The sequence below is a fragment of the Tropicibacter naphthalenivorans genome (genome assembly GCF_900176475.1).
In the GTDB taxonomy this organism is placed as follows: domain Bacteria; phylum Pseudomonadota; class Alphaproteobacteria; order Rhodobacterales; family Rhodobacteraceae; genus Tropicibacter; species Tropicibacter naphthalenivorans.
Genome location: NZ_FWXX01000003.1, coordinates 330,406 through 349,339 on the forward strand (window position 1 = coordinate 330,406; position 18,934 = coordinate 349,339).

General features: G+C 63.1%; 18 protein-coding genes. 9 read left to right on the top strand and 9 right to left on the bottom strand.

From position 1 onward, the window contains the following. The first annotated feature begins 61 nt into the window (after positions 1–61). From B9A11_RS09480 to arfB, 5 genes are all read left to right on the top strand, one after another. The gene (locus B9A11_RS09480; RefSeq protein WP_058248150.1) at positions 62–1,426 is read left to right on the top strand and encodes an MFS transporter; all 1,365 of its coding nucleotides are present in this window, start codon (positions 62–64) and stop codon (positions 1,424–1,426) included. Then, positions 1,423–2,349: a penicillin-insensitive murein endopeptidase gene (gene mepA / locus B9A11_RS09485; protein WP_058248151.1), complete on the top strand. Its 927-nt coding sequence runs from the start codon at positions 1,423–1,425 to the stop codon at positions 2,347–2,349. The genes B9A11_RS09480 and mepA overlap by 4 nt, the downstream gene beginning before the upstream one ends. A gap of 9 nt (positions 2,350–2,358) precedes the next feature. Continuing rightward, a complete protein-coding gene (locus B9A11_RS09490; RefSeq protein ID WP_083499877.1) occupies positions 2,359–3,231 on the top strand; it encodes an esterase-like activity of phytase family protein in 873 nt (290 codons plus the stop codon). A 101-nt stretch (positions 3,232–3,332) separates the two neighbouring features. After that, positions 3,333–3,983 carry a queuosine precursor transporter gene (locus B9A11_RS09495; RefSeq protein ID WP_058248152.1) on the top strand — a complete coding sequence of 217 codons (651 nt, stop codon included), beginning with the start codon at positions 3,333–3,335 and terminating at the stop codon, positions 3,981–3,983. 264 nt (positions 3,984–4,247) lie between these two features. Further along, complete coding sequence (arfB, locus tag B9A11_RS09500) at positions 4,248–4,667, top strand: alternative ribosome rescue aminoacyl-tRNA hydrolase ArfB (protein ID WP_058248153.1); 420 nt, start codon at positions 4,248–4,250, stop codon at positions 4,665–4,667. On the opposite strand, the gene B9A11_RS09505 is transcribed toward arfB, so the two are convergent. From B9A11_RS09505 to argH, 5 genes are all read right to left on the bottom strand, one after another. Beyond that, the gene (locus tag B9A11_RS09505; RefSeq protein WP_058248154.1) at positions 4,664–7,237 is read right to left on the bottom strand and encodes a DUF4175 domain-containing protein; all 2,574 of its coding nucleotides are present in this window, start codon (positions 7,235–7,237) and stop codon (positions 4,664–4,666) included. The genes arfB and B9A11_RS09505 overlap by 4 nt on opposite strands. 36 nt (positions 7,238–7,273) lie before the next feature. Continuing rightward, on the bottom strand, positions 7,274–8,539 hold the full coding sequence (lysA, locus tag B9A11_RS09510) for a diaminopimelate decarboxylase (protein ID WP_058248155.1): 1,266 nt from the start codon (positions 8,537–8,539) through the stop codon (positions 7,274–7,276). Between the two features lie 66 nt (positions 8,540–8,605). Next, positions 8,606–8,914, bottom strand: a complete 309-nt coding sequence (locus tag B9A11_RS09515; RefSeq protein ID WP_058248156.1) for a DUF2834 domain-containing protein — start codon at positions 8,912–8,914, stop codon at positions 8,606–8,608. After that, positions 8,914–9,045 carry a hypothetical protein gene (locus B9A11_RS22450; RefSeq protein ID WP_268811240.1) on the bottom strand — a complete coding sequence of 44 codons (132 nt, stop codon included), beginning with the start codon at positions 9,043–9,045 and terminating at the stop codon, positions 8,914–8,916. The genes B9A11_RS09515 and B9A11_RS22450 overlap by 1 nt, the downstream gene beginning before the upstream one ends. Then, complete coding sequence (argH, locus tag B9A11_RS09520; RefSeq protein ID WP_058248157.1) at positions 9,042–10,433, bottom strand: argininosuccinate lyase; 1,392 nt, start codon at positions 10,431–10,433, stop codon at positions 9,042–9,044. Before argH ends, B9A11_RS22450 begins: the two co-directional genes overlap by 4 nt. A 22-nt stretch (positions 10,434–10,455) precedes the next feature. On the opposite strand from argH, the gene B9A11_RS09525 reads away from it, so the two are divergent. After that, positions 10,456–11,010: a TlpA family protein disulfide reductase gene (locus B9A11_RS09525; protein ID WP_058248158.1), complete on the top strand. Its 555-nt coding sequence runs from the start codon at positions 10,456–10,458 to the stop codon at positions 11,008–11,010. A gap of 166 nt (positions 11,011–11,176) precedes the next feature. On the opposite strand, the gene B9A11_RS09530 is transcribed toward B9A11_RS09525, so the two are convergent. Continuing rightward, positions 11,177–11,713, bottom strand: coding sequence for a hypothetical protein (locus B9A11_RS09530; RefSeq protein WP_058248159.1), 537 nt, complete (start codon positions 11,711–11,713; stop codon positions 11,177–11,179). A 443-nt stretch (positions 11,714–12,156) separates the two neighbouring features. Here B9A11_RS09530 and B9A11_RS09535 point away from each other — a divergent pair, with 443 nt between their 5' ends. Continuing rightward, positions 12,157–12,897 carry an OB-fold-containig protein gene (locus B9A11_RS09535; RefSeq protein WP_058248160.1) on the top strand — a complete coding sequence of 247 codons (741 nt, stop codon included), beginning with the start codon at positions 12,157–12,159 and terminating at the stop codon, positions 12,895–12,897. Positions 12,898–12,912: 15 nt separating this feature from the next. Further along, positions 12,913–14,565, top strand: coding sequence for a flotillin family protein (locus B9A11_RS09540; RefSeq protein ID WP_058248161.1), 1,653 nt, complete (start codon positions 12,913–12,915; stop codon positions 14,563–14,565). Between the two features lie 60 nt (positions 14,566–14,625). Here B9A11_RS09540 and B9A11_RS09545 read toward each other — a convergent pair whose 3' ends face one another. Genes B9A11_RS09545 through hisC form a run of 3 tightly spaced genes read right to left on the bottom strand, consistent with a single transcriptional unit; the run spans position 14,626 to position 17,296 of the window. Continuing rightward, positions 14,626–15,297, bottom strand: coding sequence for an extensin-like domain-containing protein (locus B9A11_RS09545; RefSeq protein ID WP_058248162.1), 672 nt, complete (start codon positions 15,295–15,297; stop codon positions 14,626–14,628). After that, the gene (locus B9A11_RS09550) at positions 15,294–16,214 is read right to left on the bottom strand and encodes a prephenate/arogenate dehydrogenase family protein (protein WP_058248163.1); all 921 of its coding nucleotides are present in this window, start codon (positions 16,212–16,214) and stop codon (positions 15,294–15,296) included. The genes B9A11_RS09545 and B9A11_RS09550 overlap by 4 nt, the downstream gene beginning before the upstream one ends. After that, the gene (hisC, locus tag B9A11_RS09555) at positions 16,211–17,296 is read right to left on the bottom strand and encodes a histidinol-phosphate transaminase (RefSeq protein ID WP_058248164.1); all 1,086 of its coding nucleotides are present in this window, start codon (positions 17,294–17,296) and stop codon (positions 16,211–16,213) included. The genes B9A11_RS09550 and hisC overlap by 4 nt, the downstream gene beginning before the upstream one ends. 120 nt (positions 17,297–17,416) lie before the next feature. Between hisC and B9A11_RS09560 the strand changes: the two genes are divergently transcribed. Beyond that, on the top strand, positions 17,417–18,934 hold the full coding sequence (locus B9A11_RS09560; protein ID WP_143595845.1) for a vWA domain-containing protein: 1,518 nt from the start codon (positions 17,417–17,419) through the stop codon (positions 18,932–18,934).

The window sequence follows — 18,934 nt, forward strand, 5'->3', positions numbered from 1 at the left end:
GGTCTTGCCAGCCCGGGGCGCAATCGGGTCTAACACGGCCATAGGCGTAAGGGGCAAGGTCATGATTTCAACTAAAAAGCGCATCTGGGGGTGGGCTTTCTTCGATTGGGCGCAACAGCCCTATGCGACCCTTGGCCTGACCTTTATTTTTGCGCCTTTCTTTGCCGCCGTGGCGACCGATATGTTCGTCGCCCAAGGCATGTTCGAGAACGATGCCAAAGTACAGGCGCAAACCCTGTGGTCCTCGGCGCAGACCGTCGCGGGCCTTGTCATCGCCTTTACCGCGCCGTTCCTTGGCGCCTGGGCCGATGCGTCGGGGCGCAAACGCCCTTGGATTGCGCTGTTTACCTCGGTTGCGATCCTCTGTGCGGCCTGCCTGTGGTTGCTGCAACCCGACGGCCAGAACCTGATGCTGGCGCTGACGCTGTTCTGGGTCGGCTTTGTGTTTTCCGAGGCTGCCTTTAACCTCAATAACGCTTATCTGCCCGAGTTCGGCACCGACGAGGAAATCGGCAGGATTTCTGGCGGGGCGACGGCGTTTGGCTATTGGGGCGGGGTTGTGGCGCTGTTCATCATGCTGCTGCTCTTTGCCGAGGATGACACCGGGCTCACGCTGATCGACATCAAGCCGATCCTTGGCCTGAACCCGGACGCGCGCGAAGGCACGCGCTTTGTCGGGCCGTTTATCGCCATCTGGTTCGCGGTCTTCCTGATCCCCTTCCTGTTGTGGACGCGCGAAACGCCGGGCCTGCAACGCGCACGCCCCAAGTTTGGCGAAGTGCTGAACGAGCTGTGGGTGGCGGTCTGCCGCGTGGCCAAGCAGCCTTCGACGCGGATGTTCATGCTGGCCTCGCTGTTCTACCGCGACGCTCTGACCGCGCTGTATGCCTATGGCGGTATCTACGCGCGGCAGGTGCTGGACTGGCCGACGGTGCAGATCGGGATGTTCGGGATCATTGCGGCGATCGCGGCGGCGATCCTGTCGTGGGTCGGGGGCATCGCCGATAAACGCATGGGGCCAAAGCCGGTCATCCGCTTTTGCATCTTTGCCCTGATCTTTGTCAGCACGATCATCGTCGGCATGTCGCGCGAACACCTGTTCGGCATTCCGCTGCCGACCGGGTCGATCCTGCCGGATGTCCTGTTCTACATCTGCGGCGCGGTGATTGGCGGTGCGGGCGGCGCGCTCTATAGCGCCTCGCGGTCGCTGATGGTGCGGCACACCGACCCCGACCACCCGGCCGAAGCCTTTGGCCTTTTTGCCTTTGCGGGCAAGGCGACGGCGTTCCTTGCACCCGCGCTGATCACCGCCTTTGGCATCCTGACCAATTCCAACCAACTGGCGTTCTTGCCAGTGATCTTTCTCTTCCTCTTGGGGCTGTTTCTGCTACGCTACGTACATCCAGACGGAGCACGAGCAGCATGATCCGCACCATTGTTTCTTTTGTCCTGATCGCCGCGTTGGCCGCCTGTGGCGGGTCCAGCCGCGACATTTCCGGGGCGCGTGTGCCTGCGCCGCGCATCGACCCGACGTTGTCCTCGAAAAGCGCGAAACAGGTTTTCGGCCACCAACCCGGCGCGTCCACACATGGCGCTGCGCCCTTTGGCTCTTATGCCAAGGGATGCCTTGCGGGCGGCGTGCAACTGCCTGAAACTGGGCCCACGTGGCAGGCCATGCGGCTGTCGCGCAATCGCAACTGGGGCCACCCAGAGCTGATTGATTTCGTTCAGGATTTATCCCGCAAAGCGGCGCAGCAGCCGGGGTGGAACGGCCTTTATCTGGGTGATTTCAGCCAGCCGCGCGGCGGCCCGATGCTGACCGGTCACGCCAGCCACCAGATCGGCCTTGATGCCGATATCTGGATGAAGCCCGCCGACGACCTGACGCTGAGCGTCGCGCAGCGCGAAAAGATTTCGTCGATCTCCACCCGGCGCGCCTCGGGTGCCTATGTGAACGACAACTGGACGCGCGCGCATCACGAGATCCTCAAGGCTGCCGCCAAAGATCCGCGTGTCGCGCGGATTTTCGTCTTTCCCGGTGCCAAGGTGCAGATGTGCAATGACGAAAAGGGTGACCGCGCGTGGTTGCGCAAAATCCGGCCATGGTACGGGCATCACTATCATTTCCATGTCCGCCTCAAGTGTCCCGCCGGGGCGACCGGCTGCGTGGATCAGGCCGCCCCGCCCGCGGGTGACGGCTGCGAGGGCGCGCGTAAATGGGTGAGCGATATCCTCAATCCGCCCCCGCCCAAGCCCGCCGACCCCAACGCGCCCAAGCCCAAACCCAAGCGTGAGCTGACCTTGGGCGACCTGCCGGGCCAATGTGCGGCCGTGGTGGCAGCGAACTAAGGGCCAACCATGCTGAAATGGATTGCCCGCGCAGGGGTGCTGCTGCTGTGCGGTTGCGCCGCGACGGACCGCACGCTGCCTGCCACCCATCTGGGGACTTATATTTGGCCCGTCTCAGAGCATCACTACGGTGGATTCTCGGGGCTGGAGATCGCCGCGGACGGCGCGCGCTTTGTGGCGGTCAGCGACCGGGCTGGCATGGTTTCGGGGCGGTTTATCCGTGAAAATGGTGTGATCACGGGGATCGAGGCCGCCCCCGTCCAGCCTTTGGCTCACCTGCACGGTCGCACGATGCAAGGCAGCAAAGGCGATGCCGAAGGGCTGGCTCTGCGCGACGACGGCCAGATGTTCGTGTCTTTCGAAGGGGTTCACCGCGTCTGGGGCTATCGCGCCCCGGATCAGCCCAGTGATTTGCCGCGCGATCCGCGCTTTGCCCAGATGGAAGGGAACGCCGGGCTAGAGGCCTTGGCCATCGACGGAGCCGGACGGCTTGTGGCCATCCCCGAACGGTCCGGGCAGCTGACCAGCGGCTTTCCGGTCTGGCGGCTGGACGGAACGTGGACGGAAATCTCTACCATCGCGCGTAGCCACGGTTTCCTGCCGGTTGGCGCCGATTTCGGGCCGGATGGGCGGCTATATGTGCTGGAACGGGCCTTTCCCGGCTTTGGCTTTCGCAGCCGGTTGCGGCGGTTCGATCTGACCTCTGACGACACCGAGGGCGAGACCCTGTTCACCTCGGCCACCTGGCAATTCGACAACCTCGAAGGGCTGGCAGTCTGGCAAGACGCGGGCGGCAAGATACGCGCGACCATGGTCTCGGACGACAACTTTCGCCGTCTTCAGCGCACGCAATTCGTGGAATTTCGTATCGACTCGCCGTGACGCGGGGCAGGAATTCCTTGCCAGAATGTGAATACGTCGCTAAAGCGGCGCTGTCCTGACAGGGCCAAGTCTCCCGCAACCTTGCTAAAACGGGTTTATCCATGACCACCAAGTATCTTCCTGGCATCCTTGCCATGGCCGCCATCGTTGTGGCCGCGAATATCGGCGTTCAGTTCCTGCTGTTCGACGGGCTCCTGACATGGGGCGCCTTTACTTATCCGCTGACGTTCCTCGTCACTGACGTGATGAACCGCGTTTACGGTGCCCCCGCCGCGCGCCGCGTGGTGCTTGCCGGCTTTGTCACCGGCGTGATCTGCTCGTTGATCGGCAGCCAGATCATGCTTCAGGGCGACGGCTATGAATATGTCGCCGTGCCGCTGCGCATCGCCGTGGCCTCGGGGTTTGCCTTCCTCGTGGCGCAGCTGACCGACATTTCCGTGTTCAACCGCCTGCGCGGTGGCGCGTGGTGGCGTGCGCCGCTGGTGTCCTCGATCATCGGCTCGGCGTTGGACACGGCGCTGTTCTTTTCCATCGCCTTCGCGGCCAGCATCACGTTTTTCGGCCCCGACACCGACGCCGCGATCAACTGGGCGTGGGAAGCGGTGCCCTTTATGAACGCCGGTGGCCTTGCGCCGCTGTGGGTCACGCTGGCCTTTGCCGACTGGCTGGTCAAACTGACGCTCGCCCTGATCGCGCTGGTGCCCTTCCGCGTGATTATTTCGAAGGCAGTTCCGACACCCGCTTACCGCTGAACTAGAAAAAAGACTTTGTGGAATGCGCAGGTCGTGCCAACATGATCTTGCGTTTTTCAACAGCTGAAAGGAGGTGATCCAGTGTCTATAGAGGTATTGGAGAAAGTGGTCGGAACAGTTCGAGGGGCGAAAACCTAGGGCAATCCTTGGGTGCACATCACTCGAATTGGCATGCCTAACCGGCCCCTGCCTCCTACTCTTTAAAGGGTCGCTCACATCGGGCGGCCCTTTTCGTATGGTGGGTTTCGCATTAGATGGGACGTCATGCGCATTAACGATCAGATCACCATCGAAGACTGGGAATTGACCGAGCAGTTCGTCCGCTCGTCCGGTCCAGGTGGGCAGAACGTCAACAAGGTGTCGACGGCGGTCGAGTTGCGCTTTGAGGCGGATCGCTCGCCCAATCTGCCGGGGGCTGTCAAGGCGCGGCTGCGCAGGCTGGCGGGGCGGCGCTGGACCAAGGAAGGCGCGCTGATCCTTCAGGTCGAGGACACGCGCAGTCAGGCGCGCAACCGCGAGATCGCCCGCGAACGCTTGCGTGAGCTTATCCTCAAGGCCTGCGAAAAACCGAAACGTCGCATCGCCACCAAGCCGACGCTGGGGTCGAAAAAGCGCCGCCTCAAGGCCAAGAAAGAACGCGGAGAGGTCAAGGCCCTGCGCGGCAAGGTCGACCCGAACGCTTAGAACCGGTCCAGCAACCGTTCGAGGTAGTCGCGTTCCGCTTCGGGGCGCTCTGCCTCGCCCGAGCGGCGGCGCAACTCGTCGAGCAGTTCCTCGGCGCGGCGATAGACGTCTTCGCCTTGCAGCAGACCTTCGTCGGTGCCGGTGCGGCCGGTGGTGCCTTGCTCGCGGCCCAGCGGATCGCGCTGTTCCTGCGGATCGCCGCCCTGGGCAAAGCCCTGCTCGCCCGAGCGTTGCTGCTGCGCCTGTTCCTGCATCGCCTCGCCAAGGTTGCGCAGCCCCTCGCGCAGCGCTTCCATCGCTTGCGATTGCTCGTCGATGGCGCGGCCAAGGTTGCCTTCGCGCAGGGCATCTTCGGCGCGGTCCATCGCGCCTTCGGCATCTTCGAGCGAGCGCATGGCCTGCTGACCGCCCTCGGTGCCTTGGGCGGGAAGGTTGCGGCGCTGGCGGCCCAGTTCATCGCGCAAAGCCTGCTGCCGGTCGGCCAGAGTGTCGCCAAGGGATTGGCCGTCCTGCCCGTCGGCACGCTCGCCGTCGCCCTGACCTTGGCCTTGCCCCTGCTGTTGACCGCCTTGCTGGCCGGGCTGTTGCCCCGGTTGCTGGCCTTGCGGCTGGCCGGGTTGCTGGCCCGGCTGTTGTCCCTGTTGCTGACCTTGGTTCAGGTCGCGAAAGGCTTCGTCGGACAGCTCTTGCTGATCGCGCAGCGTCTCGGACAGACCTTCCATGGCTTGCTCGCCGGGGGATTGGCCCTGACCCTGCCCTTGGGTGATCTGCATGTTCTCCATCATTTCCTGGAACTGGCGCATGGCTTCCATGGCCTCTTCCATGCGGCCCTGTTCCATCAGCTCCTGAATGCGATCCATCATGGCCTGAATGTCGTCCTGCGACATTTCCATGGTGTTGTTGGGGTCCTGCGGCTGCGGCGACTGGTCGGCCTGACGCTGCTGTTCGCGGCTGAGCTGGCGCATGTAATCCTGCGTCGCCTCGCGCAATTCCTGCATCAATTCAGCGATTTCCTGATCGGTGGCACCGTTGCGCATCGCCTCTTCGAGACGTTCTTGCGCGCGCTCCATGCGTGCGCGCGCGTCATCCAGATCGCCCTCTTCAAGCTCCAGCGCCAAGTCCCAGAGCGCCTGCGCCAGTTCGGCTTGCTGCGCGTCGGTCATGTCAAAGCGCGACAGCGACTCGACCCGCTCAATAAGGCGTTGCAGCCGCAGCGCTTGGACTTCTTTGCGGAAAAGATCGCCGCCTCGGTTGGAAATCGCCCGCAAAATCAAAGCGATCGCATCGGCGTTGTCGCGATTCCACAACAAGGCTTGGCGTTCCTCGATGATCGCGCGCGCGACGGGGTCGAAAAAGCGCCGACCGGGCAGGGTCATCGCCGTGGGCGCGGTCAAGGCGGTCTGGCCGCGGGCGTCCTCGACCTCGAGCTCGAGCTTGACCGGCAGATTGGCCCACGGATGCAGAGAGAAATTCCCAACCAAAGGCTCGGTGAATGCGCGGCGATCCCCGGCGATGGGCATGGGCAGGGGGACTTCGATCACCTCCTGCGGCTCGGGGTCGATGGTGCGACCATAGCGGCGGTCGACGGCGGCCAGATCCAGCGTGATGCGCGCGGTGCCCGCAACGACGCCGTGGTCATCGCTGGCGGTAAAGGGGATCGAGGCTTGGCCTTCGTAGGTGACCTCGACGTCGCCGTCCAGTTGCACGGTTGGGGCGGCGTCGGGGATCATCGCGATGTTCCAAAGACGCCCGCCGGGGCCTTGAATTTCCAGCGTGCCAGAGCGGGCGACCTGAAAGTCCTGCGCGGTGGATTGCGCCGCCTCGGGGCCAAGCGGCTGGCCAGAGATGTCCTCGGCCACGGTCAGCGCGCCAACCTCGCCATACATGCGCAAAGTGATGTCCGCGCCTTCGGGGGCCATCAGATCCGGGTCGGTAATATCATTGAGGTAAACGGTGGGCAGGCCGGTGTAGGTCGGCGGCTGCATCCAGCCTTCCCAAGCGGGGCCTTGGGCCAGATCGGGGCCGCCCGCGCCCATGGTTGTGACCGACTGCACCCGCAAAAGCGAGCCGAACAGGAAGGCGACCGACAGCATCAACAGCGCCACATAGCGCAGCGCAAAGGGATCGGCGCGGGACACGCGCAGGTCGGGCTGCACCGGGGCGGCCTCGGCCATACGGGCGCGCATCCGTTCCTGATGCGCCTTCCAAACGGCGAGGGACGCCGGGTCAGACGCGCCAATCGCCTGCGTGTCGAGCGCCGCCTGGATCGGGTTGCCCTTGAGTGAGCGGTCCAGCCGCCGCATCGCGTCGCCCTGCGTGGGCATCGCAAAGCGCCGCGCGGCGTAAACCCCTGCAAGCCCGGCCAAAAGCAGCAGCACCGCGCCCGTGAACCACACCCATTCCACCGCGACCAAGTCCTGCACGCCCAGCATCAGCAGCGCCAGCGCGGCAAAGATGACGGACCACAAAGGCCAAAAGGCGCGGGTAACGGCCTCGGCCAGCATACCCAGACGGGTCAGGCGCAGCGGCCACCGGATCGACGACAGAACAGAGGGGTCTTTGGGGGACATATCGTTCCTCGCAGGCTAGGCCACGAGGAGGATACCTCAGAGCCACTCGGGAACGTTATCGCGATTTATCATCTCGTCAAAGGTCGGACGCGGGCGGATGACCGAGAATTGATCGTCTTTGACCAGAACTTCGGGGATCAGCGGGCGGGTGTTGTACTCGGACGCCATCACCGCGCCATAGGCCCCGGCGCTGCGGAAGGCGACCAGATCCCCAGCGGCCAGCGGCGGCATCAGGCGGCCCTTGGCAAAGGTATCGCCCGTCTCGCAGACCGGGCCGACGATGTCGTAGGGGGTCAGCTCGACGCCCGGCTCGGCCTCTTGCACGGGAATGATCTCATGGTGGGCTTCGTACATGGCGGGGCGGATCAGGTCGTTCATCGCGCCGTCGAGGATCAGGAAATCGCGGCCTTCGCCGTTTTTCACGTAGATCACCTTGGACACCATGATGCCAGAGTTGCCCGCGATCAGGCGGCCCGGCTCGATCTCGATCTCGCAGCCCAGATGGCCCAGCGTGTCCTTGACCATCGCGCCGTAATCCGTCGGCAGGGGGGGCGCTTCGTTGCTGCGGGCGTAGGGAATGCCCAGACCGCCGCCCAGATCAAGGCGGGTGATCTCGTGGCCGTCTGCGCGCAGGGCTTCGGTCAGGTCGGCAACCTTTTGGTAAGCTTGCTGAAAGGGCTCCAGCTGCGTCAGCTGGCTGCCGATGTGCACGTCGATGCCCACGACCTTGAGGCCCGGCAGCGCGGCGGCTTCGGCATAGACTTCGCGGGCGCGGGCAATCGGGATGCCGAACTTGTTCTCGGACTTGCCGGTGGCGATCTTGGCGTGAGTCTTGGCGTCCACGTCGGGGTTCACCCGCACGGTGATCGGCGCAACAACGCCCAGCGAGGTCGCCACCTCGGAAATCACCCGCATCTCGGGTTCCGATTCGACGTTGAACTGGCGGATGCCGCCGGTCAGGGCCGCCTTGATTTCCTCGTGAGTCTTGCCGACGCCGGAAAAGACGATGCGCTCGCCGGGGACACCAGCGGCAATCGCGCGGGCATATTCGCCGCCCGAAACCACGTCCATGCCGGCGCCTTCTTGGGCCAGCGTGCGCAGGATCGCCTGGTTGCTGGCCGCCTTCATGGCGTAGCAGACAAGGTGCGGACCCCAGGACAGCGCCTCGTCGAACAGGCGAAAGTGGCGGACCAAGGTCGCGGTGGAGTACAGGTAAAACGGCGTGCCCACCTGCGCCGCGATTTCCGCGACGGGGACGTCTTCGGCGAAAAGGCTGCCGTCTTTGTAAATGAAATGGTCCATCGCGCGGCTCCGTAGGCTGGTTTCGCGCCGATGTAGCCGATTGGCCGATGCGAGGAAAGAGGGCGCTTAGATCGGGCGGGACCGCAGGTACAGGTACAGGGGCAAGCCGCAGCTGACCCCGATGCAGAACGTCGCCGGGATGGCGATCAGCGTCAGCCAGTTGCGCCGCACCGCGACCTCGGCCAGCACCCAGATCGTCAGGGTGATCGCCGCAATGGTCAGATCCCACGTCAGGCCAGTGGTGCTATCGTTAACGTACCACGCGTCGATTAACGCTTGGAAATCCCACCCGGTCGAAATCAGGTGCTGCGAGAAGTAGTACATCGGATGCACCGCCCCCCACAGCGCCAGCGACAGCCACACCAGCCGCAACATCAGCCCGACACCCCGATTTCAGCGGTGCCGGTGATGGTGATGCCGGGTTCGGGCGCATCGGGGCGGACGGGGTCGCCATCCGCGCCGCAGGCGGCAAGCCCGAGCATCGCAAGGATGGCGAGCCGTTTCATGCCAGCACCTCTTTCCAGCGGGCGACCTGTTCGCGCACGCGCGCCGGGGCCGTGCCGCCATAGCTCATGCGCGACGCGACAGAGTTGTGCACGCCCAGAACGTTAAAGATGTCCTCGGTGATGGTGTCCTTGACCGCCTGCATTTCCGACAGCGACAGGTCCGGCAGATCGCAGCCCTTTTGCTCGGCCAAGGCTACCAGAGCGCCGGTGACGTGGTGCGCCTCGCGGAAGGGCAAGCCGGTTTCGCGCACCAGCCAGTCCGCCAGATCGGTCGCGGTCGAGAACCCGGACGAGGCCGACGCCTCGAGAGACGCGCGGTTGGCGGTCATGTCCTTGACCATGCCTTCCATCGCGGCGAGCGCCAGCATCCAGTTGTCCGCGGCGTCAAAGACCTGCTCTTTGTCTTCCTGCATGTCCTTGGAATAGGCCAGCGGCAGCCCCTTCATCACCATCATCAAGGCGACGTTCGCGCCGAAAATCCGGCCCACCTTGGCGCGGATCAGCTCTGCGGCGTCGGGGTTTTTCTTTTGCGGCATGATCGACGAGCCGGTGCTGAAGCGGTCCGACAGGGTCACAAAGCGGAACTGCGCCGAGGACCAGATCACCAGCTCTTCGGCAAAGCGGCTCAGGTGCATGGCGCTGATCGAGGCGACCGACAGGAACTCAATCGCAAAGTCGCGCGCCGACACAGCATCCAGAGAGTTCGCCATGGGGCGGTCAAAGCCAAGCGCCTCGGCGGTCATGTGGCGATCAATGGGGAAACCCGTCCCGGCCAGCGCGGCGGCGCCGAGGGGCGATTCGTTCATGCGTTTGCGCGCATCGCGCACGCGGGACAGATCGCGCCCGAACATTTCCACATAGGCCATCATGTGGTGGCCCCAGGTCACCGGCTGCGCGGTTTGCAAATGGGTAAAGCCCGGCATCACCCAATCGGCGCCCGCCTCGGCCTGTCCCAGCAGCGCCTTGATCAACGCTTCCAACGCGCCCTCGGCCGCGTCCAGCTGATCGCGCACCCACAGGCGGAAATCGGTCGCAACTTGGTCATTGCGCGAGCGCCCGGTGTGCAGACGCCCTGCCGGCTCGCCGATAACCTCTTTCAAACGGGCCTCGACGTTCATGTGAATGTCTTCGAGTGCGGTGGAAAATTCGAAAGTGCCGCCTTCGATCTCTGACAAGACCGTGAGCAAACCTTCCCGAATGGCCTTTGCGTCGCTATCACTAATGATACCCTGCGCGGCGAGCATCGCGGCGTGGGCCCTTGATCCGGCGATATCCTGCGCCGCCATCCGCTGATCGTACCCGATCGAGGCGTTGATCGCCTCCATGATCGCGTCCGGCCCGGCGGCAAAGCGGCCGCCCCACATCTGGTTCGAGGAAGTGTCCGACATCTGGCTGTCCTTCGGAGGGATAATGAAAAAGTTTGGTCTTGCGTTGCTCTATACCGCCACGATGGCGCTTGCAAATCCAGTGGTCGCGGATGTGGCCGCCGCACAGGCCGCCGTGGCCGGAGATATGAAGAAACTGAGCTTTTCTGAGCCTCAGCCGGTGGGTGACGGGGTGATCGTCAGTTTCGACGGGGAACAGATGAACCTGTCTGAGTCGAACGGCAAATGGCGAGTCGTTAACTTTTGGGCGACGTGGTGCGCGCCTTGCCGGCACGAAATGCCGATGCTCTCGCAGTTGCAAAGCGATCTGGGCGGGGAGGAGTTCGAGGTGATCACCATTGCGACCTCTCGCAACCCGCCTGCAAAGATGAAGGCGTTCTTTGACGAGATCGGCGTGGACAACCTGCCGCTGCACCGCGACCCCAAGTCTTATCTCGCGCGGCAAATCGGCGTTCTGGGTCTGCCGGTGACGCTGATTCTGAACCCCGAGGGGCAAGAGGTCGCGCGGCTGACCGGCGATGCGGATTGGGCGTCGGATGAGGCCAAGGCGGTGATCAAGGCGCTTATGAGCGGGTCCTGAGCGTTAATCACTGTGTAGAAACGCCGAAGGGCGCGCCATGGTGTTGGCGCGCCCTTAACGGTTCTGAACCTGATCGGGAGAGAGACCGACTTGGCCGAACTGGACTTGAGAGAGAAGAGAGAGAGCGTCCAGCCCGGCTGCGGATCAGAAGAGAGAAGAGAGAGAGTTACTTGAGGGCGATCATCACCCGCTTGGACTTGCGCTTTTTCTTGCCTGCGGTCTGGACCCAGCCCGCCTTTGCGGCACCAAATGTGTCGAGGCCCAGGGCGCCTTCGGTTTCCAGCCCGTTCACGCCGTACTCGGCATAGCGCAGGCCGGTGCGGGTGGCTTCGGTGATGCGGGTCTTTTGTTCGCGGAACCCATCAGCGTGGGTCACGGTAAAGGTGCACTTGCCCAAAACGCGGGCACAGTTGTGCGGCGCAAAGCGGGTAACCGCCCCGTCTGCCGTGATTTTTTCGACCACGTTGCCCTGCGCGGTCACCTTGTAGCTGCCAAGGAAAATCGCGTTTTGTCCCTGACCCTCAAAGACGTCGAACATATGCAGGCCATTGCGGGAACCGCGCTTGACATGAGACATGGCAGCGACGCGATCTTTCATGACCATCACCGAACCAGCGCCCAGACGATCCACTTTCCAAGTGATGTCTGCCTGTGCCAGCGTTGCCGAGAAAATCAGGGCGAGGGCGATCATGATATGGCGCATTTGCTGCTCTCCGGGTCATCGGCCCCCACCGACAATTAGAGATTTTGGCGAAATCGGGGCGCAGCGCAACGGTTTTCTGCCACATTTCTGCCATTAACCCTGATTGCGGAAACAGTAATGAGCTTTGGTAAAAATCGTCTTCAAAAAGCCGCGAAAAAGCGCCCCAATCTGGACCTATTTCAGAGATGGCGACCGCTTTCAGGGGCAAAATCAGCCAATTTGATTCGAATCTAAATGAAATTGGGCGCAAATGTGGCGCTCTGGTTGGCGGTGCCTCAATTCCCTGACCCGGCGGAAAACCCGACTGTCCACGTCATGACTTTTCCCGCATGCTGTCTTGGAAAGCCTATAGTTAAGGACGATACTCAACCCTAGGGTCTTGTAACGCGTTCGTGAGTGATTAGATAATTTTGTACACAAATGTATACAGTAAAAGAAAATAGATGCTGACAGAATTCCTCGCACAAGGCTTTTTCCCGTTCACCTTGGCCCTTGGCCTGTTGCTGGGGCTCATCACGCTTGAAGTGATTTTTGCCGTTTTGGGCGGGACCATCCTTGGCGCGGGCGGCGAAGGCATGGATGGCCCGGAACTGGATATCGATGCACCCGATGTGGCCGATCTGGATCTGGACATCGACTTTGACGGGCTGGACATCGACGCCTCCGATCTGGAATTGCCGGATCTTGACGCCCCGGGTGTGGACGCGACGCCCGAAGTCTCTGGCGGATTGGCGGCGTGGCTGGGCTTTGGCAAAATGCCAGCGCTGATCTGGCTGGCGAGCGTTTTGCTGGTGTTCGGGATCGTTGGCCTTGCGGTGCAAATCGCCTGCCTGCGTTTGTTCGGCGCGCCGCTGCCCGCCACGCTCGCCATGATCCCGGCCATCGTCGCCGCGCTGTGGTTTGCCAAGCAATTCGGGGCGCTCTTTGCCCGGCTCTTGCCGAAAACAGAAACCCAAGCGCTGTCGGAGCGGCATCTGGGCCGCCGCTCTGGCGTGGTCAGCCAAGGCACCGCCGCACGCGGCCGCCCCGCCGAGGTCCGCGTCACCGACCGTTACGGCAACATCCAATACCTGCGCGCCGAACCCCTGCGGGACGACGCGCAAATCCCGCAGGGCACCCAAGTGCTGGTCCTGCGCCACAGATACGAAGGCGGCTACCTGCTGGTGCCGCTTCCGACCGAGTAAAGACAGGGAGACATTATGGAAACGACTCTTTTGATTGTGTTAATTATCGCCTTCCCGCTGATGCTTCTGTTCATCGGCCTTGTGATGGCGCGCCTGTATCGCCGAGCCTCGCGCGAGGTATCCTTGGTTCGGACCGGTGCGGGTGGTAAAAAAGTCATCATGGATGGCGGCACGATGGTGGTACCGCTGCTGCATGAGGTCAGCCCCGTCAACATGAAGACCCTCCGCCTGGAGGTGAAACGCGACGGCGAAGCGGCCTTGATCACCCAAGACCGGATGCGCGTCGATGTGGGCGTCGAATTCTACGTCTCCGTCTCTCCGACCGAGGAGGGCATCGCCCGCGCCGCGCAAACTCTGGGCGATCGGACCTTTGACGTGGAACAGCTGCGCGAGATGATCGAAGGCAAGCTGATCGATGGTCTGCGCGCCGTGGCCGCCCAGATGACCATGGACGGGCTGCACGAAAACCGCGCCGATTTCGTCCAGGAGGTGCAGAACGCGGTGTCCGAAGACTTGCTGAAAAACGGCCTTTCGCTGGAATCCGTGTCGCTCACCGCGCTGGACCAGACCCCGTTCGAGGCGCTGGACGAGAACAACGCCTTTAACGCCGTCGGGATGCGGCGCTTGGCCGAAGTCATCTCGAACTCGAAAAAGGAGCGCGCGTCCATCGATGCCGAAGCCGAGGTCGCCGTGCGCCGCGCCGCGATGGAGGCCGAGCGTCAAAAGCTGATGATTGAGCAGGACGAAGAACAGGCCCGGATTGAGCAATCTCAACGGGTTGAGACGATGCGTGCCGCCCAGGAGGCCGAGATTGCCGCCCGCCGCGAAGACTCGGTCCGCGAAACCGAACGCGCGCGGATTGCCCGGGAAGAGGCCATTCGCACCTCGGAAATCGCCCGCGAGCGCAAGATCCGCGAAGCCGAAATCACCAAGGAACGCGAGCTGGAAGTGGCCGATCAGGATCGCCAGATCATCATCCAGCAAAAGTCCGAAGAGGAAAGCCGCGCCCGTGCCAGCGCCGATCTTGCCCGGGCCGAGGCGACCAAAGCCATGGAATCGGTGACCACTGCCAAAGAGGTGGCCGAGGCCGAGCGTCTCAAGCAGATCGCCCTGATCGAAGCCGCCCGAGAGGCCGAGCGTGAGGCGACCAAGGTCCGCCTGTCCGCGCAGGCCGAAAAGGACGCCGCGCAAGACCGGGCCGAAGCGCGCCGCGAAGAGGCTCAGGCTGACGCCGACGCTTTGACGATCCGCGCCGAGGCCAAGAAAAAGGACATGCTGGCCGAGGCAGAGGGTCGCCGTGCGATCACCGACGCCGAAAACGCCCTGTCCGCCGAGCTGATCGAGATGAAAATCCGTATCGCCCAGCTGGAGGCGATGCCCAAGATCCTCGCCGAGGCCGTCAAGCCCGCCGAAAAGATCGACACGATCCGCATCCATCAGGTCAGCGGCTTGAACGGCGCGCAGGGGGGCTCTGGCGGCGACAAGCCCCCGGTCAATCAGGCGCTGGATTCGATCATGGGGATGGCCGTGCAGATGCCCGCGCTCAAGAAGCTGGGCGAAGACCTTGGCCTGTCCATGGACGGCACCATTGGCGGGTTGATGGGCGAGAGCGCTGCCGCCCCGGACGCCCCGGTTGAAGAGGCCGAAGAGGTCAAGTCAGCGGAGTAACCCTTTGGGATCAAAGAAAAGCCCCGGTCACGCGCCGGGGCTTTTTGTGTTTCCAAACCCTTACCGCGGCCGGCAATACGCGCCGTTGCCATGCCGCGCGGTGTCAAAGTGGAAATGGTCCTTGTGGTAGCCATCCGACCCCGGCCCCAGCACCGTCCCAAAGGTGCCGCAAGCCTCTCCGTGCATCTCGCGCAGGGCTTTGCCCCGTTTGCCGGTGCCCCAATCACGCAGCACCGACAGCTCGGTCCCGTCGGTGAATTGCACCGCGGCGATGTCGATGGCCTTGCCGCGCCCGTGTTCGGAAATCTTGGCGCCGGGGCGGTTGTTGCGCGTCCGGCAGGCGTAATGCGCCGCGACCCGCAGGCCGGATATGTCGCCCAGCCGCTTGGTCGCGGGCATGGCGGCGTCCTCGACCCAGGTCTTGAGCGCCTTGGCGGTATTGCAGTCGATCGTCGCAGGCTGGCTGAGCGTCACGTCGCCAATGGCGCGCAGCCGCACGGCGTTCTCGATCCCGCAGCCGCTGATGCGACCCGGCACGCTGCCCACAACGTCACCGACCAACATGGGATCGCCGCACAGGCCGCCGCCTTCGATGGTTTTGCTAGAGGAAAACGCGCTTTTCAAAAAGCCGCGCACCCCGTCGAGGTCCGATTTCGGCTTGGGCTGTTTTGGCCCCGCGCCACAGGACGCAACGGCCAAAACGATACAAAGTCCTACGATTACTGGTTTCACTTTTCACCCTGCCCACGCCCAAAGTCCGGTTTATCAGTATCCTGACCGGCCTCTAGAATGCTACGCCGGATGGCGCGCGTGCGGGTGAAATAGGCGTGAAGCTGCTCACCGTCGCCGGTGCGGATCGCCCTTTGCAGAGCGAAAAGCTCTTCTGTGAAGCGGCCCAGCATCTCGATCGTGGCGTCCTTGTTCGTCAAAAAGACGTCGCGCCACATGGTCGGATCACTGGCGGCAATCCGGGTGAAATCACGGAAACCGGCGGCGGAGAACTTGATGACCTCTTGGTCGGACACGCGGCGCAGATCGTCGGCGACGCCCACCATCGTATAGGCGATCAGGTGGGGAATGTGGCTGACCACGGCGCAGACCAGATCGTGATGCTCGGCGTCCATACGTTCGGTGTTGGCCCCCAGCGCCCGCCAGAAGGTTTCGACCTTTTCCGTTGCGTCCTGGGGGCTTAGCTCTGTCGGGACGATCAGGCACCAGCGGTTGTCGAACAGCGTGGCAAAGCCCGCCTCGGGGCCGGAATGCTCGGTCCCGGCCATGGGGTGGGTGCCGACAAAATGCACGCCTTCGGGGATATGCGGGGTGACCTCGTCGATGATGGTCTGCTTGACCGAGCCCACGTCGATCACCACCGCGCCGGGTTTCAGATGCGGCGCGATGTCCTGCATCACGCGCGCCATCGCGCCCACGGGGGTGGCCAGAACGATCAGATCGGCGTCCTTGACGGCCTCGGCGGCGGTGTCGCAAACCTCGTCACACAGCCCGATGCGGCGGGCGGTGTCGCGCGTTTCCTCCGAGCGCGCGTAGCCCAAAACGGTGCCCGCGACCTTGCCGCGCTGCATCGCCCAAAACATCGAAGACGCGATCAGCCCGAGACCGATCAGCGCGACCTTGCCGTAGACCTGGCTCATCGTGCGCCCGCCTTGAACTGGCCGATACAATAGGCGACCCGGCGGCACGACGCCTCGTCCCCGACGGTGATACGTAGGCAGTTGGGCAGCTTGTAGCCCGCCACACGCCGCACGATAAGTCCTTGGGTTTGCAGGTAGTTATCGCAATCCTCGGCCTCTTGCTGGCTGCCGAACCGCGCCAAAACAAAGTTCGCGGTCGAGGTGTCGGTGGGCACGCCATGCTCGGCCAAGGCTTCGGACAGCCAAGCGCGCAGGCGGGTGTTTTCATCGCGGCACTTTTCCGCAAAGGCCAGATCGCGCACCGACGCTTCGGCGGCGGCCAAAGCGGTAGACGATAGGTTAAACGGCCCACGAATGCGGCCCAGAACGTCGATCACCTCGCGCGGGGCATAGCCCCAGCCGACACGCAGCCCGCCCAAGCCATACAGCTTTGAAAAGGTCCGCGTCATCACCACGTTGTCGCGCATATCGACCAGCTTGGCGCCGCCATCATAGCCTTCGACGTACTCGGCATAGGCCCCGTCCAGCACCAAGAGGCACTGTTCGGGCAGACCTTCGGCGAGGCGTTCGACCTCGGCCATGCCGATCATGGTGCCGGTGGGGTTGTTGGGGTTGGCGATGAACACCAGCCGCGTGCGTTCGGTGCAGGCCTCAAGGATGCTGTCCACATCGGTCACGCGCTCGCGTTCCTTGACCTCGACCGGGGTCGCACCGGCGGCCAGCGTGCTGATGCGGTACATGGCAAAGCCGTGTTCGGTGTGGATCACCTCGTCTCCGGGACCGGCGTAGGCCTGGCACAAAAAGGTGATGATCTCGTCCGAGCCGACGCCGCAAATGATCTGATCCGCGTTCAGCCCGTGCACTTCGGCAATCGCGTTGCGCAATTCGGCGTGGTCGGTGGACGGATAGCGATGCAGCTCATGCACCGAGCGTTTCACCGCCTCTTGCGCAGCAGGGCTTGGCCCGAACGGATTCTCGTTCGAGCTTAGCTTGATCACGTTGGAAACGCCTTCGACCTTGGATTTCCCGCCTTCGTAAAGCGCGATGTCCATAATGCCGGGCTGCGGAACGATCTTTGTCATGGCTCTCTCCTGATCGCTTCGTGCTTACCCTTCTGTTTTGGCCAAGAAAAGCGGGAAACCTGACTTCCTTTTGGCGTGTCGCCCTTTAGCATGGGCATTAAGCATTTTTCTGAGGTTGTTATGTTCAAATATGTTGTCGGAGCCATGCTGTCGTTCTGGGCCTTTGCGGTGTCCTTGGTGCTGATCCTATCAGGCGATTTCGCGCCGCGCTTGGGACTGAACATTCTGGCGAGCGCGGCGCACCGCGTGCATGAGGACGACCTGCGCGCCGTCGCCAGTGCCAACCGGATTGAGCTGACCTTTCAATACCTTGAGGCGCCAGAGATGCGCGCGGCCTTGGATAACGAGGTGTTCAGCGACGTGGTTTGGCCGATGACGTCGCTGTGGTTGCCGCCTGAAATGCGCGCGCAAGGCGTGGCGGTGTTGCACATGCCGGTGGTGCTGGGCGTCGCGCCCGACATCGCCGAGGATCTGGGCTGGACCCAGCGTGAAGATATCCTGTGGTCAGAGATTTCAGACGCAGCGCAATCCGGCGCGTTTACCTTGTCGATGGGGGCGACGGGGCGAACAGACGATGGGGCTTTGGCAGTGCTGGGCGCTTTGGCGGCAGGCTGGGGCGATGTGCTGACGCCCGAGGGTTTGGCAAACCCGACGGCGCAGGCCAGCGCGCGGCATCTCTTGGCGCAGGTGGATCGCAGCGTGGGGCGAGCCGACTGGGTTGCGGGCGCGCAGACGCAGGCGGTGATCGGCTTTGAGGGCGATATCCTGTCCGCCGGTCGCCCGTTGCATATCGTCTACCCCGCCGATGGGCTGGCCGTGGCGGATGCGCCCTTTGCCCTGATACCCGGGCGCGGGGCCGAGCAGGCGCAGGCCTATGCTGTTTTGCGCGATCATTTGACCTCTGGGGCGTTGGATGCGCGCGGCTATCGCACCAAGCCGGCGATGGACGCCGAGATATTTACCAAGAACGGCGCGCGGCCCAAGCTGCCGGTGGACGCCATCGCGTTGCCCGACCCGCAGGTTGCGCGGGATGCGTTAACGCTGGCAGAGACCGAGCTGCGCAAGCCTGCATTGACGGTGTATCTTGCGGATATGTCCAAAAGCGTGACGCCAGAGGCTTTTGAGGACCAAAAAGAGGCGCTGAAACGCATGTTCGAGCCAGCCATTTTACGCAAACATGGGATGGACGTGAACGCGCGCGATGTGAATATCGTCATTCCCTATGCCGAGAATATCGATCAACCCATCAGCGCCGAGGGCAACCGCGCGATCAATCTGGATTTTGCGCAGGATCAAATTTCTAAGGCAGTTCAAAGCGATAGCGTTTCACGTGACGCCTATTACGCGCTGTATGAGGCATTCGAAGCGATGGGCCATCATGCCAGCGGTGCGACCCTGTCGGGGTTTGATCCGCGGATCGTGGTCTTGACCGGGGGCGAGACGTTGGACAACACCAAGGAAGCGCTTTATGCGCATATGGCCCAAACGCCCTACGCCAGTGCCGTGACGATTGATGTGGTGGCGATCGAGGGCGAGGTGCCCGCCGCGTTAACCACTTTGGCCGTCAGCACCGGCGGCACGGCCCACGCGGCAGGGCTGTTGCGTGACCGGGTGATGGCGGCGCGGGCCGGAAATTAA

What these genes read in the sequence shown, in the direction of transcription:
- B9A11_RS09505 (WP_058248154.1), bottom strand. Translation starts at nt 7,237, where the DNA reads ATGTCCCCCAAAGACCCCTCTGTTCTGTCGTCGATCCGGTGGCCGCTG.
- B9A11_RS22450 (WP_268811240.1), bottom strand. Translation starts at nt 9,045, where the DNA reads ATGAAACGGCTCGCCATCCTTGCGATGCTCGGGCTTGCCGCCTGCGGC.
- B9A11_RS09525 (WP_058248158.1), top strand. Translation starts at nt 10,456, where the DNA reads ATGAAAAAGTTTGGTCTTGCGTTGCTCTATACCGCCACGATGGCGCTT.
- arfB (WP_058248153.1), top strand. Translation starts at nt 4,248, where the DNA reads ATGCGCATTAACGATCAGATCACCATCGAAGACTGGGAATTGACCGAG.
- lysA (WP_058248155.1), bottom strand. Translation starts at nt 8,539, where the DNA reads ATGGACCATTTCATTTACAAAGACGGCAGCCTTTTCGCCGAAGACGTC.
- B9A11_RS09480 (WP_058248150.1), top strand. Translation starts at nt 62, where the DNA reads ATGATTTCAACTAAAAAGCGCATCTGGGGGTGGGCTTTCTTCGATTGG.
- hisC (WP_058248164.1), bottom strand. Translation starts at nt 17,296, where the DNA reads ATGACAAAGATCGTTCCGCAGCCCGGCATTATGGACATCGCGCTTTAC.
- argH (WP_058248157.1), bottom strand. Translation starts at nt 10,433, where the DNA reads ATGTCGGACACTTCCTCGAACCAGATGTGGGGCGGCCGCTTTGCCGCC.
- B9A11_RS09550 (WP_058248163.1), bottom strand. Translation starts at nt 16,214, where the DNA reads ATGAGCCAGGTCTACGGCAAGGTCGCGCTGATCGGTCTCGGGCTGATC.
- B9A11_RS09540 (WP_058248161.1), top strand. Translation starts at nt 12,913, where the DNA reads ATGGAAACGACTCTTTTGATTGTGTTAATTATCGCCTTCCCGCTGATG.
- B9A11_RS09535 (WP_058248160.1), top strand. Translation starts at nt 12,157, where the DNA reads ATGCTGACAGAATTCCTCGCACAAGGCTTTTTCCCGTTCACCTTGGCC.
- B9A11_RS09495 (WP_058248152.1), top strand. Translation starts at nt 3,333, where the DNA reads ATGACCACCAAGTATCTTCCTGGCATCCTTGCCATGGCCGCCATCGTT.
- mepA (WP_058248151.1), top strand. Translation starts at nt 1,423, where the DNA reads ATGATCCGCACCATTGTTTCTTTTGTCCTGATCGCCGCGTTGGCCGCC.
- B9A11_RS09560 (WP_143595845.1), top strand. Translation starts at nt 17,417, where the DNA reads ATGTTCAAATATGTTGTCGGAGCCATGCTGTCGTTCTGGGCCTTTGCG.
- B9A11_RS09490 (WP_083499877.1), top strand. Translation starts at nt 2,359, where the DNA reads ATGCTGAAATGGATTGCCCGCGCAGGGGTGCTGCTGCTGTGCGGTTGC.
- B9A11_RS09515 (WP_058248156.1), bottom strand. Translation starts at nt 8,914, where the DNA reads ATGTTGCGGCTGGTGTGGCTGTCGCTGGCGCTGTGGGGGGCGGTGCAT.
- B9A11_RS09530 (WP_058248159.1), bottom strand. Translation starts at nt 11,713, where the DNA reads ATGCGCCATATCATGATCGCCCTCGCCCTGATTTTCTCGGCAACGCTG.